Consider the following 23,782-nt stretch of genomic DNA (forward strand, 5'->3'; position numbering starts at 1 on the left):
CAGGTAAAAACCTTCTTTTCTCTTCGCTTCCGCTCCTTTTTTTATTAAGCTAATTTTACTATTCGGTGTGAGGATTGTCAATTAAGAATCAGCCTCATGAAATGCAAAGACTTTCAAAAATATGATTATAGTCAATTTTTATAGCATCAAAATCAGACATATATGAAAAGGGAAGAAGCCAGAAGCCTCTTCCCTTTCTTTTGCAGGTTATTTTACATTGATCTTGATTCGATATGTTTTTGCACCGGATTTGACTGTGATCGTTGCCTTTCCTATCTTTCTGGCTTTGATCTGGCCTTTCTTTGTAACCGATGCGATCTTCTTATCAGAAGATGTATAAGTTATCTTCTGCTGACTTGTAACAGGTGCTGCTGCAGCTGCCAGCTTTAAGGTTTCTCCTTTTTTCAGGGTAACAGTCTTTCTAACCTTTTTCTTTGTCACTGCATTTGTAACTGTCAGCTTTTTGGTCTGAACCGTGGTTTTTTGTACTTTTACTTTAAAGCTTGCTTTTTTACCGCTCTTAAGAAGTACAGTGATGGTAGCCTTTTTCCCTGCTTTTCGGCCTTTGATCACTCCATTTTTCACGGAGACTGCTTTTCCATTGCTGGACTTCCAGGAAACAACTTTGTCTCCCTTGCCCATGGTAACCTTCACTTTGTAGGACTGTTTTACTTTCAGCGGGATAGTGCCTTTCACGCTCAGTGAAATCGTACCTGTCAGTTTCTCTATGGAAGCTGACTCTTTCTTTTTGCACTGGGAGCAGATACGCTCCTTTACACCTGTCTCCAGAACAGTCGGATCTTTTGTAATGATCCATTCTCCGAAGCTGTGCTGTCCTTTGGCCGGAAGTGCTCTGGTCTCAACGACATGGCATCTTGTGCAGCTGCGCTGCTGCTGTCCTTCTGTTTCACAGCCTGCTTCCTTTACAGTGATCCATTCTCCGAAACTGTGCTGTCCCTTGGCCGGAAGTGCTCTGGTCTCAACGATATGGCATCTTGTACAGCTGCGCTGCTGCTGTCCTTCTGTTTCGCAGCCTGCTTCCTTTACAGTGATCCATTCTCCAAAGGTATGGCCATATGCTTCCTGTGTCTGATAGGTTTTTGTGTGATTGTGAACGTTACATCTGTAAGTAATGCTGCCATCTGTTGTACAGGTAGCACTGATCTCAGACTCTTCTGTCCACTGGCACACACCACGCAGTACAGTAATGGTGTCATCACCATACCTTGTGCGCGTATAAACCTGATAGGAATTTCCAGCTTCTAAATAGTAGCCATTAATCTCCCTCACTTCTTTGCCTGTTTCTTCTTCTACAACCTTGATCCAGTCATCCTGATCCATATCAAAGGAATAAAAACCGCTTTCCTCCGGTGTATATCGAAATGCTGCGAGCTGGTTGCCGGCTGCAGGCACCTGGATGGTTTCTCCGGTTTTAAGTACCGGGAGCTGCTCTGTATAAGCTGCTTTCAGGTCAACAAAGCTTCTGCAGCTGCCAAATGCAAAGAAAACACGAAGGGTATCATTCCCAATCCATTTCCAGTACAGGACACGCACATACCGGCCTGCCGGATCCGTCTTACCCTGTAAAATATCTTTGCTGCTTCCATCTGCATAATGGGCAGTGATCACCATTCCATCAAGAGAAATACTATCATCCGCATTTGGATATACAAAAGGATTATCTGGAGCTTTTTTCAACTCTACAGATGTTAGTTCGTCTGCCTTTGCTATATAGAATGAGAATGCATTGGCAGGCTCTTCACCCTGATTTCCAAGATAAACAAGGTAAGAAACTCCCTTTTTCAGCGGTACAAGTCCACTATTGTCTTTCCTGATGGGATTTAGACGAACATCCCACTGTCCCAGTTGAAAATATGTGTAATAGGAACCAAACTCCGTATTCAGGAAAAGCTCATCATTCCCGGAATCAAAATGAATAAAATAATTGCCATCCTCAGGAACTGTAAATCTGTATAAACATTCCTGGCCTGCCTTTAACGAAGCTGTTTTCGGGGTGCCGATCTGAAGAGCCTCTATATCTGATATGCTCCCACAAGGTATTTTCCCGTTTGTGCTGCTCTTCCAGGTCCTGCCATCCTCTTTCTTATACATCAGATCATATACAAAAAACACTTCATTCGTCTCAGGATCGCCGTCCATTTCGGATGAATCCACCACTTTGATCTCATTTCCAAAGTCATCTTTCAGGGTATGATCATAATAATCATCTTCTAGTATTTTTTCGCTTCCATCCTGATAAGTAACCTTAAGACTGTAAGCCCTCAGAGGGTTGGTAAATATTGTAATATTTGCGTCAGAAAATCCCTCTTTCAATACCAGCTCTAATTTGCGGATATCCTTATTCTGAACAAAACCGAAGCATACAGTAGTGGTTCCGCTTTCATCCTTGTGATATAAGTCAACTATATAGCGATAGGTCTTGCCGGCTTCAAGAGAAGCTTTCAATGAAAAATTAGATTCAGACCCGGAGTCATCGTCCTCACCAAGCTGATTCTCATCTGAATATAACACTACCTTAGTGTCCGATCCACCTTCTGATTTTATCCGGTAATCCCCACTGACCGTTGGAGTGAAAACAAAAATCTGTTCACCTCCAGCTTTTATGGTAACTTCCTGGCTAAAACCATCTGTTAAAGTGATTTCTCCGTCAGCACCTGGCTGTCCAGGATTCTCCCCAGACTTTTCCACTATGCGGATCCTGGAATCCTTGTAGGCACTGACTGCAACAATACAGCTTTCCCCTTCATCCATCTGATAGGTCTGTCCTTTTTTCTTGAACCGGCTGCTCATTTCCCGGTAAAAGCTTGCGTCAGCACCCTCTTCTGTCTGAATCTGATAAGTAGCATCTTTAGCAGCAGTGAATCGGTACAGGTGACGATAGGTTTCTTTTACATCTGTCCACTGTTCGAGAATCAATGTTTCTGTAACCTGCGGCTTTTCTGCTTTTACCTGCACACCTGCAGCAGCTATCTGCAGATTTTGGTTATCTTTCGTAAGAACCGGTGTGATTGTATAAGTACCCTTTTTCATGGTCTCATCAAAATCCATCTCTTTCCCTGATTCTGACAAAACACTGTAATACACATTGCAACCGGCGATCTGATCATACGCCTTTACCTTTTCTCTTCGGCCATCTTCATATATAGCCACTGTCTGCAGTCTTACATCTGAATAGCTGTCCATACCTGGAATATAAGTCACATCCTCCAGCAATGTTGTTTCAAGCTTTACAGGCAGCTCATTTTTTTTGATGCACAGCTGTACATCCGGGCCATATTCATTATTTGCGTACAGACTAAAGAAATAAGTTTTACCAGCTTCAAGGTTAAAGGCCATATCAGAAGCTTCATTATTTGAATTGATTAAATACTTACCATTTTCATCATACACAGTCAACGAAGCATCTGTATTCACTTCCAGTTCATACACACCTGAAGCACCTGGGGTGAACTGATACAACAGACGGTTTGAAGCTGCAGAGCCTGTCTGTACCTGATCTGTTTCAAGAACAGGCGCACCAGAATCCTTCAGTGAAAGAATTTTTACAGGAATGCCCTGCTCTGACATTTTCTCGCCATAGCCTAATTTAAGAATGTAATCTCCTGTAGAAACAGACCACCTATTATCATAAGGAATCGGACTGTTTTCCAATGTTCCATCTTCCTTCCGGAGATAAAGCCATCCATCAAGACGCTTATCGTACTGATCTGTCTCTCCAAGAGAAAGGATCTCTTCTGTTCCATCGTCCATTTTCACTTTAGCCCGAAGGTTATCGAAATATACTGTCTCCAGATTCTGAATGAAAACATTGTTATCATTCTCCCAGCCAGGCAGAATTTCCACAGACGCAGCCACCGGCTGTTTGTAAATATACAGATTAAAATCCTGCGCCTGATTGGTATAGATTGAGATGAAATATTTGACTCCTCCTGTCAGTTCTTTGTCACCAGCCAAAAGCCCAATATATGGAAGCTGATTATTTGCTTCATCCCAAAGCCCTATAGATGCATTTACATTCCGGTCTGAATAATTAAAAGAATAATGTCCATCTGTTTCCGGGATGAAGATATAATAATTAGTGCCATCCTCATTCAATGGAAGCTTTTGACGGCCCATTTTTAACTGAGGCAGACGTGATGCATCTTTTTGTACGGAAAGAACGGAAAGCCTGATCTCTTCGCGGACAGTTCCAGCAGTAAAGATGGCTTTATATTCTCCGGCAACGGAACCTTCCTGTGCAGACCATGGGATATAATTTCCGTTTTCATCTTCACGCAGCCATTCTACAGCAATGGTGTTACCTATATTATCTTCAACTGAAGATTTACCAAAAAGAACAGCTATTTCAGCGTGGCTGCCATCTGCATAGTCTATACTTAAATCACCTGGTATCCAGATTTCCGGATTCATACCTTCGATCTGGATGTACTCTTTTTTAGGGAAAGACATCGCTGTAATATCCTGTCTTCTAAGCAGGCTCAGGGCCGCATTTTCTCCCTGGTGTCCTCCACCGTAAAATTTAAAAAAGATTGTATCGCCTGCATTCAAAGCCTGGATGTTTTCATATTTTACTGACTGATAGCCGCTGCCGGTTTTCTTATAAATGTCATAGTATTTGGACGTAATATCAGAAATACTATATCTGTCTGTTTCCGGTGCTGTAAAGCTGTAAAAGGCATGCTGGACATATGGAGAAACAACAGAAATCCCTTTTCCACAGTCAATAGCGCCCTTGTAAAGAACAGAATTGGTGATTTCTTTTACTGCAAAGGGAACAGGATCACTGGAAACATTACCGCTCCTGAATATCAGCTGATAATCTCCGGCAGGGAGAACGTCTGATACTTCATGCACAGTTCCGTCTTTATCATTGATCAGATAAGGTTCAAAGACCATCTCATCAATCCGGATAACGGTAGAGCCAAATGTTAATGTGCCTTCTTTTGAGGGTCCATTATCAAAGAAAACCAAAATCTTTGCTTCTGTGTAGCTTTTAAGACCGGCAATCGCTTCTCCTAGTGTGCTGGTGATCTGGATCTTTTCAATATTGGGGATTCTGGTAATGGTTACATCAGCAGTTTCGCCCTGATCCTCATCCATGTAGTAAAAACGCACATAATAAACCTGGTCTTGATCAAGTATATATTGTCTCCGATACTGAAAAACGCCGGAGTACTCACCCCATTTTTCGGATATGGGAGATATTTTAATAAAATCATGATCCCTGTCGGTCACCTGCAATTGTCCTGGGGAATCAAAGGCATAGGTTCCACTTTTGGTTGGAACAAATTTGTACCACAGGGCATCATCCTGAGAATGAACCCGTTTCACTGCTGTGGTGCCTTCATGGATATCCGTCCATGGATCCCCTGCAGTAAACTCATAAGATAAGGAATCCGGATCAGCAGGAGTGTAGCCTTCCACTTCAAATCTGACTTTGTAGGTACCTGCTTTCATCATAGCAGAACCGGCGCTGCCAGATGGTTCCCCCGCACTGTTATAATACAAATATCCGGCCTTATGTCCATAAGTGTCCATAGGGAATGCATTTCTCGCTGTAACGGTAACTGTCTGTGAAGGTGCATTATGATAATTAAATGTAAGCTGAGCCCCGGCTGCATATACATATTCTGAACACTGCACGTATTGCTTCCGGGCGTTCTCTGCATTTAAAGTAACAGAGGTAATATCATAATCTTCAGAATACTTAACAACTCTTACTTTGTAGCTTCCTGTGCCATAATCAAGCCAGGTACGGAACAAATACTGTTTACCTTTTACCAGATCATAGGTGATCCTGGAAAGATGTGTCCAATTTCCGGATATTTCATCCTCTTTCAAAAGAGGCTTTTCCTGTTCTTCTACGTCCTCGCATAAATTTGCATGGGTTCTGGCAAAAACAGTATTCTCATCGGTCATGAAAACGTATTTGCCATCTTCCTCAGGTGTGAAATGAAACCAGGCTTCCTCTCCTTCTGTTCTGATCTCTGCTGAAAAATCCATACTGGTATTGATCTGCGTGCAGAAACCTGGATAGGTTATGGTAGTACCTGAGCCACTGTCCTCATTAGAAGCATCCGCATCATATACATCCTGAAATACTTCTTCAGACTCTGTCATGCTCTCTCCTGATGAAAAAAGCTGCTCTCCCTCATCTTCTACGTATGTGCTGTCGCTTTCCACATCGTAAAAGGAAAGATCCGGGTCTGCGTTGTCTGCTTCCGTAACCTGCTCTGCTGCCTGAGAATCTTCATCCGGCACATCAAACACCTGGTCAGTATCCTGGGTCAGGCTTTCCTGCTCTTCGGTGGCAAACTCTGTGGCACCAGCCATCAAAGCGGTGCTGTCAATGCTTGTAGCCGTCATAGCCATTGCCAGGATCCATGCAATTTTCCTTTTTTTCATATTGGTTGTCCTCCCTCTGGTAATAATATAGCTTTTATTGCTGCTTTTATTACTGCTTTTATTGTTGCCTGGTACAGTGAATATTAAGTAACCACCATATTGGCTTGCCTTAATTTTTACTGTACTAGATCAGCTTTCTTTTTTTTGCTTCTGCAATTGCTGCGGTTTTGTTTTTCACACCCAGCTTCCGGTATGTCTCCTTATTATGATATTTCACTGTGGCTTCGGAAAGCTTCAGCATAGCTGCAATCTCCGAAGCTGAAAGACCTTCTTCCTGTAATTTCAGAATACGGGTAGCATTGCTGCTTAATACAATATGTGTTTCTTCATCGCCTTGCAGGTAAGAAGGATAATTTTCAGCCATCTGTTTACACTCTGACAGCACCTGCTTCTTGTAAGCTCCATCTTTCCAGATGAACTTTTCCTTTCCGAAAAGCGGATAAACAAGAGAGCCCTCTCTGCTGAAGATCCGTACAAAATGATATTCCTCAGCCTGTGTAATGCACCATTGGAATGTATCCTTCCATCCGGTCTGTCCTGTCTGATATTGTACGATAGCTAACAGAAGCTGCACCTCCATATGGATGTATGTACGCTTCATCATAACTGCATAGTACAAAAGCTGCTGCAGAAGACAATAAGCTGCTTCAAATCTGCCCATCCGGATATAAACCCGCACCTTCGTCAGGTACCGGAACCGATCCATTGTATAAAATTCTTTTTTTTCATCAGGTGCTGTCTTTAGCCATGCAGATACATCTTCCCCTTGATACAAGCCAATCCTGCAAAGAAACGTATCCAGATTTTCAAGAAGATTCGGTGCTTCCAGTTCAGCCCGCTCCCGCAGGCTTAATAACGTGGTCCTGGCGCCTGCAGCATCGTTTTTTAAAACGGACAGCCAGGCCAATATACCGCTTCCTACAAATACAAGTTCCATCTTCCCGCTGCTGTCAGCTTCCATTCTGCCCTTTTCAGCGCAGGAAAAGATCTCAAAGGTATCGCCTCCTTTTTCCAGATAGCTTTCTGCCAAAGCCAGGGGCACCAGGCCCTTTCCATATTTGCCAAGAACAAAAGACACAGGCTTTCCTATGCTTGCTGCCAGTTCTCTGTCCCGTTTGCTCCATTCGCAAAAATCCTTGCCCCCATTCATAATGGAAGGAAGATTACTGGTAACGGCAAGCTCCGGCAATACAACTTTACGATTACGCAGCAGAATATCTGCATTCTTGAGAAGATCTATCATCTTCACAGTTCCTGTGTGGGGCAGTCCGATCTTCAGGTAAAGAAGCCGGTCCCTTGCCTCTTTGCCGGAACTGCCGGAATGCTTCTGGGCATATACCTCCAGTTCATGATACCAGCGTTCGCTCTCATCTATATTCAGCAGCATGGAATGCAAAAGACTAAGTCCTGCCATCAAAACAGGGCTGTCTGCCACGATCCGATGAGGAAGAGCCAGATAATATTTGCGAAGTTCAAAATAGTGGCCACTGGAAGGATTCTTTCTTGCGTTGGAAATAAGCAGTCTGGAAATACTATCCATATCCTGATATTTTTCGTACATCGCAAGGGCTTCAGGAATCCTGCCTGCAAGTTCGTAATACAGACCTGCCGTATAATACAGCCGTTCGATCTGGTCCGGAGTCCGTTTCCTGTGAAGCCTCTGCTGCATGGAAACACGCATTTCCCATCTGCATTTCCAAATACCATCTGTCCCGCTGATATCAAAAAAATTGCCGGTAAGCTCTGCTTCTGCGATCAACTGCTCTACATCATTTCTCCCTGTAAGCATGGCAGCCAGCTGCAAAGTAAAAGACTCTGTAATAGAAACATCCATGAAGAAATCCTGTAATTCCGTGTCCCACTGGTCATATACCTGGGTTTCCAGAAAATCCCAGACACGTTTCTTGGTACGCTCCAGATCTCCTTTTTCCATAACAAAAAACACTAAAGACATGGGAATGCCCCGTCCTACTTGCCAGATCTTCCGGTGCTCTTCCTCTGAGAAAACCAGTCCGGCACGCTCTGTATATATTTTCTGCTGTTCTAATGTGAGAAGAAAATCCTTCTCCGGGATCTCTACAAACATGTATTTCGTCCGTAATCCCAGCAGCCATCTGGGAAAGGGACATCTTCCGATCAAAATCAGCCAAACATTATCCTGATCCAGTAACTGACGGATCTTAGCAGAGAAAAGTTCTCTTTGCGCACTGTCTGTTACACAGTGAAGATCATCCAGGATCACCGTGCGCTCTCCTTCATATTCCTTTATCTCTACCATCTCTGCAGCAGTATCAGCAGCGCTGTAATAGGTGCAGCGTTTCATGTTAAGATTATTCATAACCAGAGAAGTCTTCCCAATGCCGGTCACTCCGTAAAGATACAACGGTGTTCGGAATTTACGGGCAGATCTGAACTTACGGACTGCAGTCTCCGGACTTATGTAATTGTCATTGATCAATCGGACGCTTGTATTCATATCCCCCTCCTTTGTCCTTTTCCAATTATGATAGTATAATTTTACCAGAAAAAAGCCAATTAAGGAACTATCCTTTTGGATAGTTCTATGTGAATCATGCAAAAACTGCCGTACTGAAAATCAGTACGGCAGCTCACATCAGGCATCAAAATCTGTTTCAAATACACCTTCCGGTGTTCTCATTGTCAAAATCCCAAGGTTAAAGTCCTGGTCTCTTATAGTGATGTGATACTCAAAGATCACATCATCCTCAAATTTGGAAAGAAGGATGTAACTTCCGTTCTCTTTTCCCTCGATCTGGTCGCAGATGTCTTCGTACACATCTTCTCCTCTGATAGCACGTGGATAACCAGAGGCTTTGATCTTCTTTTCAATCAGTTCAAATAACTCATTCATGCTTCCTGGATCCCTGTCACTTCATAACCGGCATCTTTGATCACCTGACGGATCTTGTCTTCATCCAAATGCTCCTTTGCAGTGATCACTGTGGTGTTTTTCTCATGGGAAGATACCACATCTTCTACCTGGAATGCATTTTTGATTGCCTGATTTACATGTGCCTCGCAGTGTCCGCACATCATTCCCTCTACGTTTACAGTGATTGTTACCATGTTTTTCTTCTCCTTTTCGTTATGATTGTTTATTTTATGATTACATGCTTCATGATTACATTCGTCATGATTGCATGTTTCATTATTGTTGATTTCATGATTATTGATTTCATGATTATTGATTACATGATCCCCTGTGACCATGTAATCAAGATCCACCGGATGGATCTTTTTATCCTTCCCTGCATCATGAATCCTAAACAGGTTCAGCCGCAGCGCATTGGTGACAACGCAGAAGCTGGACAGACTCATGGCCGCTGCACCGAACATAGGGTTTAAAGTCCAGCCAAACAGCGGGATCCATACACCGGCAGCTAGTGGAATACCGATCACATTGTAGAAAAATGCCCAGAACAGGTTCTCGTGGATATTCCGAAGGGTGGCACGGCTCAGCCTTACTGCAGCCGGCACATCACTTAGGCGGCTCTTCATCAGGACCACATCAGCAGCATCAATAGCTATGTCGGTACCTGCTCCAATAGCAATCCCCAAATCTGCTCTTGTAAGTGCAGGCGCATCATTGATGCCATCACCTACCATGGCAACCTTGCCCTTTTCTTTCAGCTTACGGATCACACTTTCTTTACCATCAGGAAGTACTCCTGCGATCACCTGGTCCACACCGGCCTGTGCACCGATTGCTTTGGCTGTACGTTCATTATCACCGGTAAGCATAACTACCCGGATCCCCATAGCCTGCAGCTCCCGAACAGCCTGAGGACTGTCCTTCTTGATCACATCTGCCACAGCAATGATACCAATCAGCTTTCCATCCCTCATAAAGAGCAGCGGTGTTTTGCCTGCGTCTGCCAGTGTCTTTGCCTGTACGGTAAAAGAATCTGGCACCCGGGTCTTTGAAGAAACAAATGCAAGACTTCCGCCTGCCATAATCCTGTGATTCACAGTACCTGTAAGTCCGTTGCCTGGAAGTGCCGTGAAATCAGAAATCTTAAGAAGCTCCAGATCCATTTCTTTTCCTTTTGTTAAAATGGCTCTTGCCAGCGGATGCTCACTCCTGCTCTCTAATGTATAAGCATACTGAAGCAGCTCCTCTTTGTCAACTCCAGGAGCTGGCAATACATCCGTTACCTCAGGCTGACCGCTGGTGATGGTGCCTGTTTTGTCAAGGGCAACAATCTGCACCTTTCCGGCCTCTTCCAGGGAAACAGCTGTTTTAAACAAAATACCGTTCTTGGCACCCATGCCATTCCCAACCATAATAGCTACCGGAGTTGCCAGGCCAAGAGCGCAGGGGCAGCTGATCACAAGAACGGAAATCCCTCTTGCAAGGGCATAGCCAAAATCATGTCCGGTAAGCAGCCAGACCAAAGTGGTGATCACTGCAATCGTGATCACTGTCGGCACAAAAATACCAGACACCTTATCTGCAATCTTTGCAATGGGAGCTTTTGTTGCAGCTGCATCACTGACCATTTTGATGATCTGGGAAAGTGTGGTATCCTCTCCTACACGGGACGCTGTACATTTGATAAATCCGGACTGGTTCACTGTACCAGCTGACACCTGGTCGCCAGCAGCCTTGTCTACAGGAATGCTTTCTCCTGTAAGAGCAGATTCATTTACAGCACTGTTTCCTTCCAGTATCACGCCGTCAACCGGAATATTCTCCCCTGGACGTACAAGGAATACATCCCCTTTCTGCACCTGTTCCACAGGAACAGAAATCTCTTTACCATCTCTTTCCACGGAAGCAGTTTTGGGAGCCAGCTTCATCAGGCTTTTCAGCGCATCTGTAGTCTTCCCCTTGGAACGTGCTTCCAGCATTTTTCCTACCGTGATCAAGGTAAGGATCATGGCTGCAGATTCAAAATAGAATTCCATCATATAATTCATCACTGCTGCCATATCTCCATCCACCTGTGCACGGGTCATGGCAAACAATGCATATACGCTCCATACAAAGGATGCCATGGAGCCTAATGCAACCAAAGTATCCATGTTGGGGGAACGGTGCCATAAGCTTTTAAAACCATTAATGAAAAACTTCTGGTTGATCACCATAACAATGGCAGCCAGGATCATCTGTACCAGCCCCATAGCCACATGATTATCCTTAAACCATGCAGGCAGAGGCCATCCCCACATCATATGTCCCATGGAAAAATACATTAGCACAAGTAAAAATCCTGCCGATGCGATCAGGCGGCGTTTTAATGCAGGTGTTTCATGGTCCTCCAGTGCTTCTTCCGCTTCTGACTGAGAAACCCTATTGCTTTTGTTTCCTTTTAAGGATGCTCCATAACCTGCAGCAGTTACTGCCGAAATGATCTCAGCCGGAGATGCAGTCCCTTCCACACCCATAGAATTGGTCAGCAGGCTGACAGAGCAGGCGGTAACACCCGGAACTTTGGATACCGCCTTTTCTACCCTGGCGCTGCAGGCTGCACAGCTCATCCCTGTTACATTATATTGGTCCATCTTCATTCCTCCTGGTAAACGGACATGTGGCCTGACCTCCACATAATCATACATCTATTTCATAAGCTTCTGAAGAGTTGCCACAAGCTCATCAATGGTCTCATCCTTCCCCTGACGGATATCCCTGGCCACACAGGTGCGGATGTGATTGGCAAGCAGTTCTTTGTTAAAAGAATTCACAGCTGCATTCACAGCTGCAGACTGGATCAGGATATCATTACAGTAGGCATCATTCTCCAGCATACCGATGATACCCCGGATCTGTCCTTCAATACGCTTCAGCCGGTTGATCAGCTTCTTACGCTCCTCTTGGGATCGGTCTGTATGCTTTTCGCTGCAGCAGCAGTTTTTCTTTTCAGTCATGGCATTCTCTCCTTTCTTCATATACCCCGTATGGGTATTTCTTATTTCAAAACCACTATATACCCCGTTAGGGTATTTTGTCAAGGAAATTTACACATCTTTTTCATTATTATCCTTTACATTTTTTCTCAATAATAGTATCGTATGATTACAATGCTTACAGGAGTGCAAATGCAAAGCAAAGCCTGTAAGCAAGTTTTTTTGTGATGAGGGGATTTGAAAATGGAAGCAACCAATGAAAAAATAAAAACCGGTGCCATTCATATGACGTCCGGTTCGTTATGGAAAAATATCTTTTTATTCAGCGTTCCTTTAATGCTGGCCCAGATCCTGGAGATTTGCCACAAAGCAGGCGGTTATTGACGCAGGAATGGAAAGGATACGAATCATGGCACTCTCCTACTGCATCAGTGCCTTTATGGACTGCTCCATTGCAGCTTCCAGAGGGATCGGGAAAAGTGTGGTACCAACGGTTGTTGTGATCCTTGGCTCCTGTGTGTTCCGTATTGTGTGGATCTACACAGTGTTCGCACATTTTCACACGATCCCATCCCTGTATCTTCTTTATTTCTTCTCCTGGTCTATTACTTCTGTTGCGGAAGTCCTTTATTTTGTCTTCAGCTTCCGAGGGCTGAAAGTACGTTTATAATGCAGGCTGTTTCATCCTGTGTACTTTCCTGCGGACGAAATAGAAGCACACCACCTGGAGTAAAATGGTAACGGTCCAGGATGCAGGATAAGAAATAAACAGGAACCGAAGAGATCTGTGGGAAGGGAAAAGCCCGAAAACCCAAAGAATCCTCATTCCAACCGTACCGATCACAGACAGGATCATGGGTACTGCAGAGTGGCCCATACCACGCAGGGCACCTGGAAACAGATCCATCATACCGCAAAGGAAATAAGGGATTGTGGTATAAGCCATGATCTCCATACCGCACTGGATCACCTGGGGATCATCTGTATAGATCTTCAGGATCTGAGGGCCAAAGAAATAAGCACCGCAGCCTAAGATAAGAGAAAAGCCGGCAGAAAGGATCATACAGTCTACAAGCACCTTATCCATTCGCTTAAATTTCCCTACTCCATAATTCTGACTGGTAAAGCTCATACAGGACTGGGTCACTGAATTAACCGATACATACAGGAAGCCAAAAATATTATTGGCTGCCGTATACCCTGCCATGGCAATGGAACCAAAGGAATTTACAGAGGACTGAAGCAGTGCATTGGACAGATTGATCACTGTGCTTTGGATTCCGGCAGGAATCCCTACCTGGAAAATCTGTTTCAGATAAAAGCCCTTCATGGTCAACTTGGATAACTTAAGCTGATAACTGCCATCTGTATGACATAGGCACCGTAGCACCAGTATACAGGAAATCATCTGAGAAACTACCGTAGCAATGGCTACACCTGCTACATCCAGATGGAAGCAGATTACAAGGATCATGTTCAGCACTGCATTGGTAAGGCCGGAAATGATCAGAAACATTAAGGGACGCTTGGTATCCCCTACTGCACGAAGGATAGCCGCCCCATAATTGTACAGCATAAAAAAAGGCATTCCAAGGAAATAGATCCTCATATACAACACGGACTGCTCGATTACATCATCCGGTGTACCCATTAATTCAAGTGCAGGTCTTGTCATGATGAAACCGATCACAGCCATTACAATACCGCTTACCAGAGCAAGTGTTATGGCTGTGTGCACAGTTTCTGACATTTCCTTATGCTTTCCTGCTGCATAGAATCTTGCAGCCAGTACGTTTGCCCCAAGGGAAACCCCTATAAAAAGATTTGTAAATACACTGATCAATGCTGTAGTAGAACCTACCGCAGCCAAAGCCTGGCTGCCGCTGAATCTTCCTACCACAATAATGTCTACCGCATTAAACATCAGCTGCAGGATACCTGACAGCATAAGCGGAACGGCAAAAGTGATCAATTTATCCATGATCGTGCCATTACACATATCGATCTCGTACTTCTTACTGTTGCTCATCTTACTATTATCCCCCATTTCAGCTAAGCTCAAACATTCCATGATATAGCTGGTAATATTTTCCCTTTTGTTTCAGAAGATCCTCATGGTCTCCCCTTTCAGCAATCTCACCATGCTCCAGCACTATAATGGCATTGGCATTGCGTACTGTGCTTAAGCGATGAGCGATCACAAATACTGTCCGCCCTTCCATCAGCTGATCCATCCCCTTCTCAATCAGTGCTTCTGTACGGGTATCTACTGAGGAGGTTGCCTCATCCAGGATCAGCACCGGCGGGTCTGCCACAGCTGCCCTGGCAATTGCTAGAAGCTGCCGCTGTCCCTGGGAAAGCTTGGCTCCATCTGCAGTGATCATCGTATCATATCCATCCGGCAGACGGCGGATAAAAGAATCTGCATTTGCGATCCTGGCTGCTTTTTTAACTTCTTCCATGGTTGCATCCAGTTTTCCAAAACGGATATTGTCTGCTACTGTGCCTGTAAACAGATGGGTGTCCTGAAGAACGATGCCAAGAGAATGGCGCAGATCTGCTTTTTTGATCTGTCTTACATCTAATCCGTCATATACCACCCTGCCTTTTTGCACCTCATAAAAGCGGTTGATCAGATTGGTGATGGTAGTTTTTCCTGCTCCTGTAGAGCCTACAAAAGCAATTTTCTGCCCTGGCTTTGCATATAAACTGATATCCTTCAGGATCGATCGACCGTTTATATATCCAAAATCCACATGTTCAAACCGCACATCCCCGCAAAGAGGGATCAGGCTGCCATCTGCTGTGCGCCAGGCCCATTTTCCGGTAGCTTCCTTACACTGGATGATCTGATCCTTTTCCTGACGTACCCTTACCAGCCGGGCAGTTCCTTCATCAATCTCAGGCTTTAATTCCATCACCTGGAACACCCGCTCCAGACCAGCAAGTGCTGACAAGATAAAATTACTTTGCTGTGTAAACTGGTTAATAGGAAGGGCCGCCTGCCTCACAAATACAAGATAGCTGGCAAGACTGCCCATGTCCGTCTTTCCCTGAAGAGCCAGAAGTCCTCCAAGCACTGCCACAATAGCACAATTAATATAGGAAATAGTCACTACCACAGGAACCATGGTTGCCGCATACCCTTGTGCACCTGTACCAGCCTGGCGAAGCTCCTCGTTTTTCTTACAAAAATCCTTAAAGCTTGCTTCTTCATGATTGAATACTTTGATCACTTTCTGTCCGGTGATCATTTCTTCAATAAAACCGTCCAACTGCCCCAGACTTTGCTGCTGTGCGGCATAGTATGCTTTACTTTTCTTCCCACTGAACCTTATATACCAGAACATGATTCCATAGCAGGCAGTTACGATTAAAGACAGCCTCCAGTTCAGGATATAAAGTACAGTCAAAGTGCCCACCATCTGGATAAAGCTTTGGATGGCCATGGCAAAGCTGTTATTTAAAGCCTCGGAAATAGTATCGATGTCATTTGTAAAAAGACTCATAATATCTCCGTGGCCATGAGTATCAAAGAATCTTAGCGGAAGTGTCTGGATATGTTCAAAAAGATCTTTACGGATATCATACAGCACCTTTTGAGAAGCCTTTACCATAGTCTGTGTGTATCCCCAGGCAGAAAAGGCTCCTGTGGCAAAAATCCCGGCAGCCAATAATACTCCCATCAACAGGGAATGTATATCTCCATCTGCCAGATGATTGACAATGGGCCGGATCATGTAAGTACCTGCCAGATTTGCAATGGCACTGATAGCAACCATAACTGCCACAGCAAGGAAGATCAGTCTGTGCCTGCCTATATAAGAAAGAAAAAATGCCAGCGTTTTCTTAAGGTTCTGGGGTTTCTTCCCACTATACTGTCTGGAAGCCATCTTCGTCCCCTCCCTTCATCTGCGAAGCATAAATCTCCTGGTAAATCGAATCATTAGCAAGAAGCTGCGTGTGGGTTCCGGTGGCATGGATCCTGCCATCATCCATGATAATGATCTGATCTGTATTCATAACCGATGTAATCCGCTGGGCAATAATGATCTTTGTAATGTGCGGATATCCGGCAAGCGCTTCACGGATCTTCCTTTCTGTGGCAGTATCCACTGCACTGGTGGAGTCATCAAAAATCAATATCCGTGGCTTTCCAAGTAAGGCTCTGGCAATACAAAGTCTTTGCTTCTGCCCTCCTGACAGGTTTCCTCCGCCCTGCTCCAGCATGGTATCCAGACCATCCGGAAGATTTTCCAGGAATTCATCTGCACAGGCTGCTTTGCAGGCATTCCAGACCTCCTCATCAGAAGCATCCGGATTCCCCCAAAGAAGATTTTCTCTCACAGTGCCGGAAAACAATATATTTTTTTGAAGAATAATGCCTACCGCCCTGCGAAGTGCAGCCAGATCATATTCCCGCACATTATGACCGCCTACTTTTATACTTCCGCAGGTTGTATCATACAGTCTGGGGATCAGCTGTACCAAGGTTGTTTTGGATGCTCCGGTACCTCCAAGGATCCCTACCGTCTGTCCCGGCAGGATATGAAGAACCACCTTCGATAATGCATATTCCTTTGCATTTTCATGGTATTTAAAGGATACATCCTCAAAATCAATTCTGCCGTCAGGCACTTCCTTCCGGCCGTTTTGGGGTGATGCCAGGATGATTCTTTCATCCAGAACTTCTACAATACGATGAGCGCTGGCCAGAGATCTGGTAAGCAAAAGAAACACATTGGCGATCATCATAAGAGAATTCATCACCTGCATCACATAGCTTAAAAATCCGGTAAGATCTCCTACTTTCAGCCCTGATGTAAGAATCATATTGCCTCCAAACCACATGATCAGTACAATCGCAAGGTACATTACAGCCTGAAAAGCGGGCAGGTTCAAAACTGCATAATGAAAAGTCTTTTCGCAAGAAGCTGTAAGGTCTGTATTAACCTTTGCAAACTTATCCTCTTCGTATTCATCCCGCACAAAAGCCTTTACTGCACGAATGCCTGTAAGCCCCTCCTGGACTACATGGTTCAGTCGGTCCATGATCTGCTGAAGCCTGGTATACATAGGCGCTACCTTAGAGACGATCCAGTACAGGATCAAAGCCAGTACAGGAATACATACAAGAAAAACAATGGCAAGCCTGGCATTCATCCAAAAAGACAGAAGAACCCCCATCACCAGAAGAGAGGGACCCCTTGTCACCGGCCTGAAGCCTGCGCATACCATATTTTGGATCACAGTAATGTCTGTTGTCATCCTTGTTACAAGAGATGAGGCTGCAAAGTGATCCAGATTGGAAAAAGCATATTGCTGTACCTTTGCATATTCGGCTTCACGCAGCTTTGCTCCCCATCCATAAGCAGCCCTGGCTGCATAACGGGCATACAAAAGCCCGGTAAAAAGGGCTGCTCCGGCACACAGGATCATCTGTATGCCTTTTATATAAATATAATGGATATCATGATTAGCCACACCTGTATCGATCAGGTCTGCGATCATAATAGGGATAAACAACTCAAAACAGGTTTCGATCAATACAAGCACCCCGCCAAGCACCATATCCTTCTTATATGATCCCATATACTTCAGCAGCCGTCTCATATCATTCATGTGCAAATCACTCCTGTTCTGTCACTGCAGTTCCCAGATAGTAAAATCCTTTACAGGTATCCAGACGTACCTGGATATATTTTCCAAGCATATCAGAAGTCCCCGGGAAATGTACAAGAAGATTGTACTGGGTCCTGCCTGTAAAGATCCCTTTTTCCTTGCTTTCTGTCTCTACCAACACTTCCTGCACAGTGCCCTGGAATCTGGAGGATACCATCCTGCCCTTTTCCTGGACAAGGGAAAGAAGACGGTCAAAACGGTCTTTCACCACGTCCTCAGGTACCTGATCCTCCATTTTGGCAGCCGGTGTACCGCTTCGCTTGGAGTAAATAAATGTAAAAGCTGTATCAAAATCAGATTTATCAACCACATCCAGTGTTTCCAGAAAATCTTCTTCTGTCTCACCTGGGAATCCTACAATAATATCGGTAGTCAGGGAAATATCCGGCACCGCCCCCCGGATCTTCTGCACAAGCTCCAGATATTTATCTTTATCGTAACGGCGATTCATCAGCTTCAGGATCCGGCTGCTGCCAGACTGCATGGGAAGATGAAGATGATGGCATACCTTCTTGCTTTTGCCCATATATTCGATCAATTCGTCAGACAGATCCTTTGGATGGGAAGTCATGAACCGGATCCTTTTAAGGCCAGGAACAGCTTCTACCATCTGAAGAAGCTGCGCAAAGGTTATCGGATGCTCCAGGGTTTTGCCATAGGAATTTACATTCTGTCCAAGAAGCATCACCTCTGTCACCCCATCTGCTACCAGAGACTTCACTTCATTTACGATCGCCTCAGGCTCTCTGCTGCGCTCCCGTCCACGTACATAAGGAACAATACAGTAGCTGCAGAAATTATTGCAGCCGAACATAATATTTACCCCGGATTTGAAAGAGTAATTACGCTCTGTAGGCAATTCTTCCACGATCTGTTCTGTACCTTCCCAGATCTCCACCAGCTGGCTGTCCCTGTTTTTCATCTCATAGAACAGCTCTGCAAACCGGAAAATATTGTGGGTTCCAAATACAAGATCTACAAATGGATAATCCTTCCTGATCTTATCTACTACATGCTGTTCCTGCATCATGCAGCCAAATAAAATGATCTTCATATCAGGATTGTGTTTCTTCAGATTATGAAGCTTGCCAAGACGGCCATATACCTTCAGATTGGCATTCTCACGGACGGTACAGGTATTGTAGATCACGATATCTGCATTTTCGGATTCTTTCCGGCTAAAGCCCATCTCATCCATAATACCAGCTACAACCTCAGACTGCTTTTCATTCATCTGACAGCCAAAGGTCTGAAGACAATATGTTACCGGTCTGCCAAGAACAGCACTCTCCCTTGCAAGGAGTTCCCTGATCTTTCCCATAAAGTAATACTGTCTTTTGGTCTCGTCAGCCGGCGGCTGTCCTGTAAGATCTATTTTAGTAAAATCAATTTCGTTAAACATAATTCCTCCCGTTTCACATATGCATGATTATAACAGAAAAACAACCCCAAAAAACGACTCTTCTGGGGCTGCATGTATCTTTTTATTATTTTATTTTATCCTATTCACAGCAGTTTGTCTACCATTTATTCGGGCGAATCAACAGTTGTATGAACCATTTATTCAGGCGAATCAACCGCCAGCCATTGCTGTCCGGGCTGTTTGACAGCATGAAATCCAATCTGTACAATACCGCGATTTAAGCAAATACGCAATGCTGGTCAAGGGCTGTTTTCAGTGCACTTGCACTGCTAGTATGGATCCGGGCAACAGGAATATTGTTCTTTTTGGCTTCCTGTGAAGCGCTTAATACCATTTTGTGGGATACGGTATTGGTAAAAAGGACCATCAGATCCGGACTTCCGATCTTCTTACGGATGGATCCGTTCTCCTTTGGAAAAATCTTAGCTTTGTATCCGTATCCTTTGCAGATATCTGTATACTGACATACCATTCTTTCATTTCCACCGATAATTACAATACTCATGTGCGTCCTCCTTTAGCTGGCAAATATTTATTAGTTGTTTCTAACCCATGATTAAAAAATAAAGGGCTGATCTGTCAAACCTACTGATGTAAGTGAGCTCCCATCCAATATTCTTTTATCAGGCCGTCCATATCATTCTCATAATCGTTAGTCTATGCTAACTTGCTATTAAGATACCTGATTTTGGACAGCCCGTCAAGACTGTATTTATAAAAAAACAGTTATTGAGAAATCTTATCGACAAGCAGTTAAGACACCAATCCACTTGTATAAGAAAAAATATATTCCAAAGGAAGAATACGGATATCCCTGGTACATTCTGAAAGTTCTTCCCTGGTCAGTTCTTGTCCCCATGTTTTTCCAATTTCTATACGCAGGGCTGGCCGTGCTGTGATCTGCTGATAAAATGGTTCCGGGGCCCCAGCGGTAAAATATCTGCTTTCCTTATTTTCAGGGACTATGACGCTTTGTTTTTCCAGATGGTAACCCATCTTCAAACCGGATGCCTGTTCTTTTTTTACTCTTCTTCTGTCTGTACACTGTTGAAGATTTCTGGCAATTTTATGGCTTTTATATATCTGTCTGCCATTAATATCTCCTGTATAGTACAAAATCCTTTGCCAGGCCTGTCCAAAGGAGAGCAGGCCTTCTCCCTGATATTCCTGAAAAATCCGGATCAAAGCCTTTACTTCATTTTCGCTGGCTGGCCCCTGCCCTGCTCTTGTCCTTTTGTACCCGGATGTGGGAAAATTCCTGGAAAGATCCATCCCTCTTGCATTGCATCCAAATTCTTCACAGGGAATCTGCTGCATCTTCAGCATCTGCCTGTAGATAGGATTTCGGATCACAGAAAAGCCGTTTCGGCAGATTTCATAACCATCTGGATTGGCTAACGGGATCACACATAGCCTGATCTGATCCAGAAGTTTCCTGATATCATAAAAATCCTCAAAAAGCCATCCACACTCATAGGCTTTTGCATATTCCTCTGCCATGTATACCAGGATATCAGGGGTGATCTGATCTCTGCCATCCAAAGATCCAAGGCAAAACAGTACATTTCTTCCCTTTCCTATTTCCAGCATAGGGATCATCCTTTCGTCATGACTGCTTCCAATCACCCGGAATTGTACAAAGCTGCTGTATCTTCCTGCCAGCTCCCACAGAGAGTAATATAATTTTTCATATGTATCAGATGCCTTTTCCATAAAACCCATCCTCCTTGTCCAATGCCGTAAATCATTCATAAAAGTATATGAAAAGAGACAGGCCAATAGACCTGTCTCTTAAAAGAATCTGTAGATATCTTAGCCGGAGCATAAAGCTTCAGGCTGATATACACAAGTTATAATAGATCACGCTCTTTTACGTCTTCTTACGATCACATAGCCGCCTGCCAGAAGTGAAAGGGCTGCCAGAGATACCATAGCACCGATTGGTGAGTTATCTGCTGTGGAAGCATTGGATGCGGAAGATGTGCTGCCTGTGTCGGAATCATCTCCATCACGGCTTGCTGCATCGCTTCCTCCATCGCCATCTGTATCCTCACCGGTCTCGCCGCCTCCATAATAACCGCCGCTGCCTGCTGCCGGTGTGCCGGATGGAGTGCCTGAAGGCTCAAAGGTGATCTCTGCGGATCTGAAGGTGTAGGCAGCTGACTGAACAGTATCACTTGCCTGCCATTCTTTGCCATTATATACATATTTCTGGAAGAATACATACAGCTTAAAGGTCTTGGCCTCTTTGATACCATTCTTGGCACCGATCTGCCATTCTTTGTTCTGGTTCTTGGCTGATGGATTCTTGGATGTACTCCAGTAGATCGGACGCCACTGAACGTCTCCCTCTACAGGGCTCTTCACCTGCTCTGCAGTACTTGCTGTACCTGCACCGATCACAGTAAACTTGTAGAACTGGTTAGGATAGAACTCCAGCGCCTTATCCAGACCCTGGACTATGCTCTCTGTTACATTGGGAACAATTGGCTCACGGGTAACTACAGCTGCTGCCGGGCGGGCACTTGCCTTCAATGTATAGCGAAGAGGAGTAGCCTTTACATTATTATCGTCAACAGCAAACAGATATACATATACATCCTTACCATCCTCAGCAGTAATATTAGGTACATTTACAGTCACAGTCTGATCTGCTGCAAATGAAGAGACGGCATCGCTTACCTTAAAGGAAGGAATCTTGCTCTTGTCCTGGTTCCAGGCGATATAATACCGTCCATTCTTGTCTGCAGTAAACTTAAACATAGCCTTCTCACGGCCTGTCCATTTGATGTTCTGCTTATTGGAAAGCTTCATCTTCTTCACTGCCTGTGTAGGAGTAGGTGTAGCTGTGGGCACATCCGAAGGCTCCGGATCTACAGTAGGAATCGGTGTGGCTGTAGGAATCGGTGTGGCTGTAGGAACTGGTGTGGCTGGTGTCAGATATGCCGCACCTGTATTAGGATCTGCCTGTAATATATAATTGGTATCGTCATAAACCATCTGTGCTGCAGAGGCAATCATATCCGCCGGTGCGACAACCTGTGCGCCGCTAACATCTGCCGCAGAAACTACCAATGGCTGATTCTGGGCAAGCCCTGCAGTGGATGTGATATGGATCTCAGAATTTTGTACAGTGCTCTGCATCTGTACATATGCACCTGCGCCATTTAATACAATATTGCCTGTAGAACCATCTGTCCTTGTATTGTCCTTGATCAGGATAGTGGCAGGAGAAGCTGTGCCTGCAGCATCCTTAGATGCAGCTACCGTGATCAGGCCTGTACTGTAAATAGCACCACCGGCTGCTTTGTCTGCCTCTGTATATGTGGAAACATTACCAATAATCGTACCGCCTGTCAGTACAATGGTACCGCCATTTTCATTTAAGATGGCACTGCCGGCTGCGTTTGTCTTATTATTCTGAAGGGTTACACCTGACTGAAGGCCGAATGTACCAGTTGGCTTCATAATATGTACCAGCGCACCAGTCACATTCTCTGCCTGACCGCCGTCTACCGTCAGCTTACATACAGTGGAATCGTCCTTCACACCGGCTCCCAACTGAAGTGAGCCCTCATCAACGGTAAAAAGATCACCAGTATAATCCGCTGCACGCTTCACAGTCAGATCAGCTTCACCTGCTGCAATGATCACATGCTTATTCCCAACTGCTACCGCAGCGTTGATCTCAATATTCTGCTTTAATATGATCTTCACTGGCTGATCCTTTGTACTGGAGCCGTCTGCGATCCCATTAATAGCTTCCTGCAAAGTGTTATAGGTAGCTGAGATCGTCTTACCATCTGCCGGATCGATCACATGAACCGGAAGGCTCTCATCTACTGTAGTTCCCTCATTCGTGCCATCATTGGCAGTATCTACCGCTGTATTATCTTCTGTAATATCCTGCACTGCATCCTGGATATTGTCTGTATCCTGGATATTGTCTGGATTCTGTGTAGTGTCAGGTACTGCCGGAGCTTCTGTGGGCTGGGCATCCGTGCCTGCCTGGGCGTTAGGATCTGTCTGGGCAGGTGTCTCCGTAACTGTATTATCTGTCTGGGTAGTATCTGTAGCGGCAGCCTGGTCTGCAGCCGGAGCTTCCGTTGCAGCCGGAGCTGCTGATAAAGCATCCCCTGTGGCCTGTCCCTCTGTATTAGCTGCAGCAGCCGGATCCGTCGCCGGGGCTTCCGCTGCTACTGCTGTTTCATCTATGGATACTGCTGCAGCGCCCTCTTCTGCAAAAGCAGAATACGGAACGGCGCTTACAGATAAGGCTCCCGCCATCATAAAAGCTAAAAGTTGTTTTTTCTTCATTGCTAGTCCTCCTCGTAAAGAGCAACATCTTAAAATATTAACATTGGGTCAAGTATAGCATACCTG

The 23,782-nt window shown here is 44.7% G+C and carries 14 protein-coding genes; 2 read left to right on the forward strand and 12 right to left on the reverse strand.

Translation table 11 applies throughout. The features are described from left to right. Positions 1-207: 207 nt before the first annotated feature. The 5 genes from AB5916_RS03440 to AB5916_RS03460 all read right to left on the reverse strand — a co-directional run bounded on the left by AB5916_RS03440 (position 208) and on the right by AB5916_RS03460 (position 12,315). Entirely contained in the window at positions 208-6,426 is a 6,219-nt protein-coding gene (locus tag AB5916_RS03440; RefSeq protein WP_368189255.1) for an Ig domain-containing protein, read from the reverse strand. A 124-nt stretch (positions 6,427-6,550) separates the two neighbouring features. Continuing rightward, positions 6,551-8,902, reverse strand: coding sequence for a LuxR C-terminal-related transcriptional regulator (locus AB5916_RS03445; protein WP_368189256.1), 2,352 nt, complete (start codon positions 8,900-8,902; stop codon positions 6,551-6,553). A 138-nt stretch (positions 8,903-9,040) separates the two neighbouring features. Next, positions 9,041-9,298, reverse strand: coding sequence for a hypothetical protein (locus tag AB5916_RS03450; protein WP_368189257.1), 258 nt, complete (start codon positions 9,296-9,298; stop codon positions 9,041-9,043). After that, positions 9,295-11,952: a heavy metal translocating P-type ATPase gene (locus tag AB5916_RS03455; protein ID WP_368189258.1), complete on the reverse strand. Its 2,658-nt coding sequence runs from the start codon at positions 11,950-11,952 to the stop codon at positions 9,295-9,297. Before AB5916_RS03455 ends, AB5916_RS03450 begins: the two co-directional genes overlap by 4 nt. A gap of 54 nt (positions 11,953-12,006) precedes the next feature. After that, positions 12,007-12,315 (reverse strand): metal-sensing transcriptional repressor, encoded by a 309-nt coding sequence (locus AB5916_RS03460; protein WP_158420941.1) that lies wholly within the window; start codon positions 12,313-12,315, stop codon positions 12,007-12,009. Between the two features lie 222 nt (positions 12,316-12,537). Between AB5916_RS03460 and AB5916_RS03465 the strand changes: the two genes are divergently transcribed. Both AB5916_RS03465 and AB5916_RS03470 read left to right on the forward strand, forming a co-directional pair. After that, positions 12,538-12,678: a hypothetical protein gene (locus AB5916_RS03465; protein ID WP_262582699.1), complete on the forward strand. Its 141-nt coding sequence runs from the start codon at positions 12,538-12,540 to the stop codon at positions 12,676-12,678. A gap of 7 nt (positions 12,679-12,685) precedes the next feature. Next, positions 12,686-12,964 carry a hypothetical protein gene (locus AB5916_RS03470; protein ID WP_173728396.1) on the forward strand — a complete coding sequence of 93 codons (279 nt, stop codon included), beginning with the start codon at positions 12,686-12,688 and terminating at the stop codon, positions 12,962-12,964. On the opposite strand, the gene AB5916_RS03475 is transcribed toward AB5916_RS03470, so the two are convergent. From AB5916_RS03475 to AB5916_RS03505, 7 genes are all read right to left on the reverse strand, one after another. After that, positions 12,959-14,323: an MATE family efflux transporter gene (locus tag AB5916_RS03475; protein ID WP_368189259.1), complete on the reverse strand. Its 1,365-nt coding sequence runs from the start codon at positions 14,321-14,323 to the stop codon at positions 12,959-12,961. The genes AB5916_RS03470 and AB5916_RS03475 overlap by 6 nt on opposite strands. Positions 14,324-14,342: 19 nt before the next feature. Continuing rightward, entirely contained in the window at positions 14,343-16,187 is a 1,845-nt protein-coding gene (locus AB5916_RS03480) for an ABC transporter ATP-binding protein (protein WP_158420938.1), read from the reverse strand. Beyond that, positions 16,168-17,916: an ABC transporter ATP-binding protein gene (locus tag AB5916_RS03485; RefSeq protein WP_368189260.1), complete on the reverse strand. Its 1,749-nt coding sequence runs from the start codon at positions 17,914-17,916 to the stop codon at positions 16,168-16,170. Before AB5916_RS03485 ends, AB5916_RS03480 begins: the two co-directional genes overlap by 20 nt. Positions 17,917-17,923: 7 nt before the next feature. Continuing rightward, on the reverse strand, positions 17,924-19,378 hold the full coding sequence (gene miaB, locus AB5916_RS03490) for a tRNA (N6-isopentenyl adenosine(37)-C2)-methylthiotransferase MiaB (RefSeq protein WP_368189261.1): 1,455 nt from the start codon (positions 19,376-19,378) through the stop codon (positions 17,924-17,926). Between the two features lie 238 nt (positions 19,379-19,616). Next, positions 19,617-19,904, reverse strand: coding sequence for a DUF2325 domain-containing protein (locus tag AB5916_RS03495; RefSeq protein WP_158420935.1), 288 nt, complete (start codon positions 19,902-19,904; stop codon positions 19,617-19,619). A gap of 248 nt (positions 19,905-20,152) precedes the next feature. Then, positions 20,153-21,112 carry a M14 family zinc carboxypeptidase gene (locus tag AB5916_RS03500; RefSeq protein WP_368189262.1) on the reverse strand — a complete coding sequence of 320 codons (960 nt, stop codon included), beginning with the start codon at positions 21,110-21,112 and terminating at the stop codon, positions 20,153-20,155. 147 nt (positions 21,113-21,259) lie between these two features. Then, positions 21,260-23,716: a hypothetical protein gene (locus AB5916_RS03505; protein WP_368189264.1), complete on the reverse strand. Its 2,457-nt coding sequence runs from the start codon at positions 23,714-23,716 to the stop codon at positions 21,260-21,262. Between the last annotated feature and the right edge of the window lie 66 nt (positions 23,717-23,782).

Source organism: Blautia sp. 1033sp1_1033st1_G9_1033SCRN_220408 (assembly GCF_040929965.1).
Lineage (GTDB): Bacteria > Bacillota > Clostridia > Lachnospirales > Lachnospiraceae > Blautia_A > Blautia_A ammoniilytica.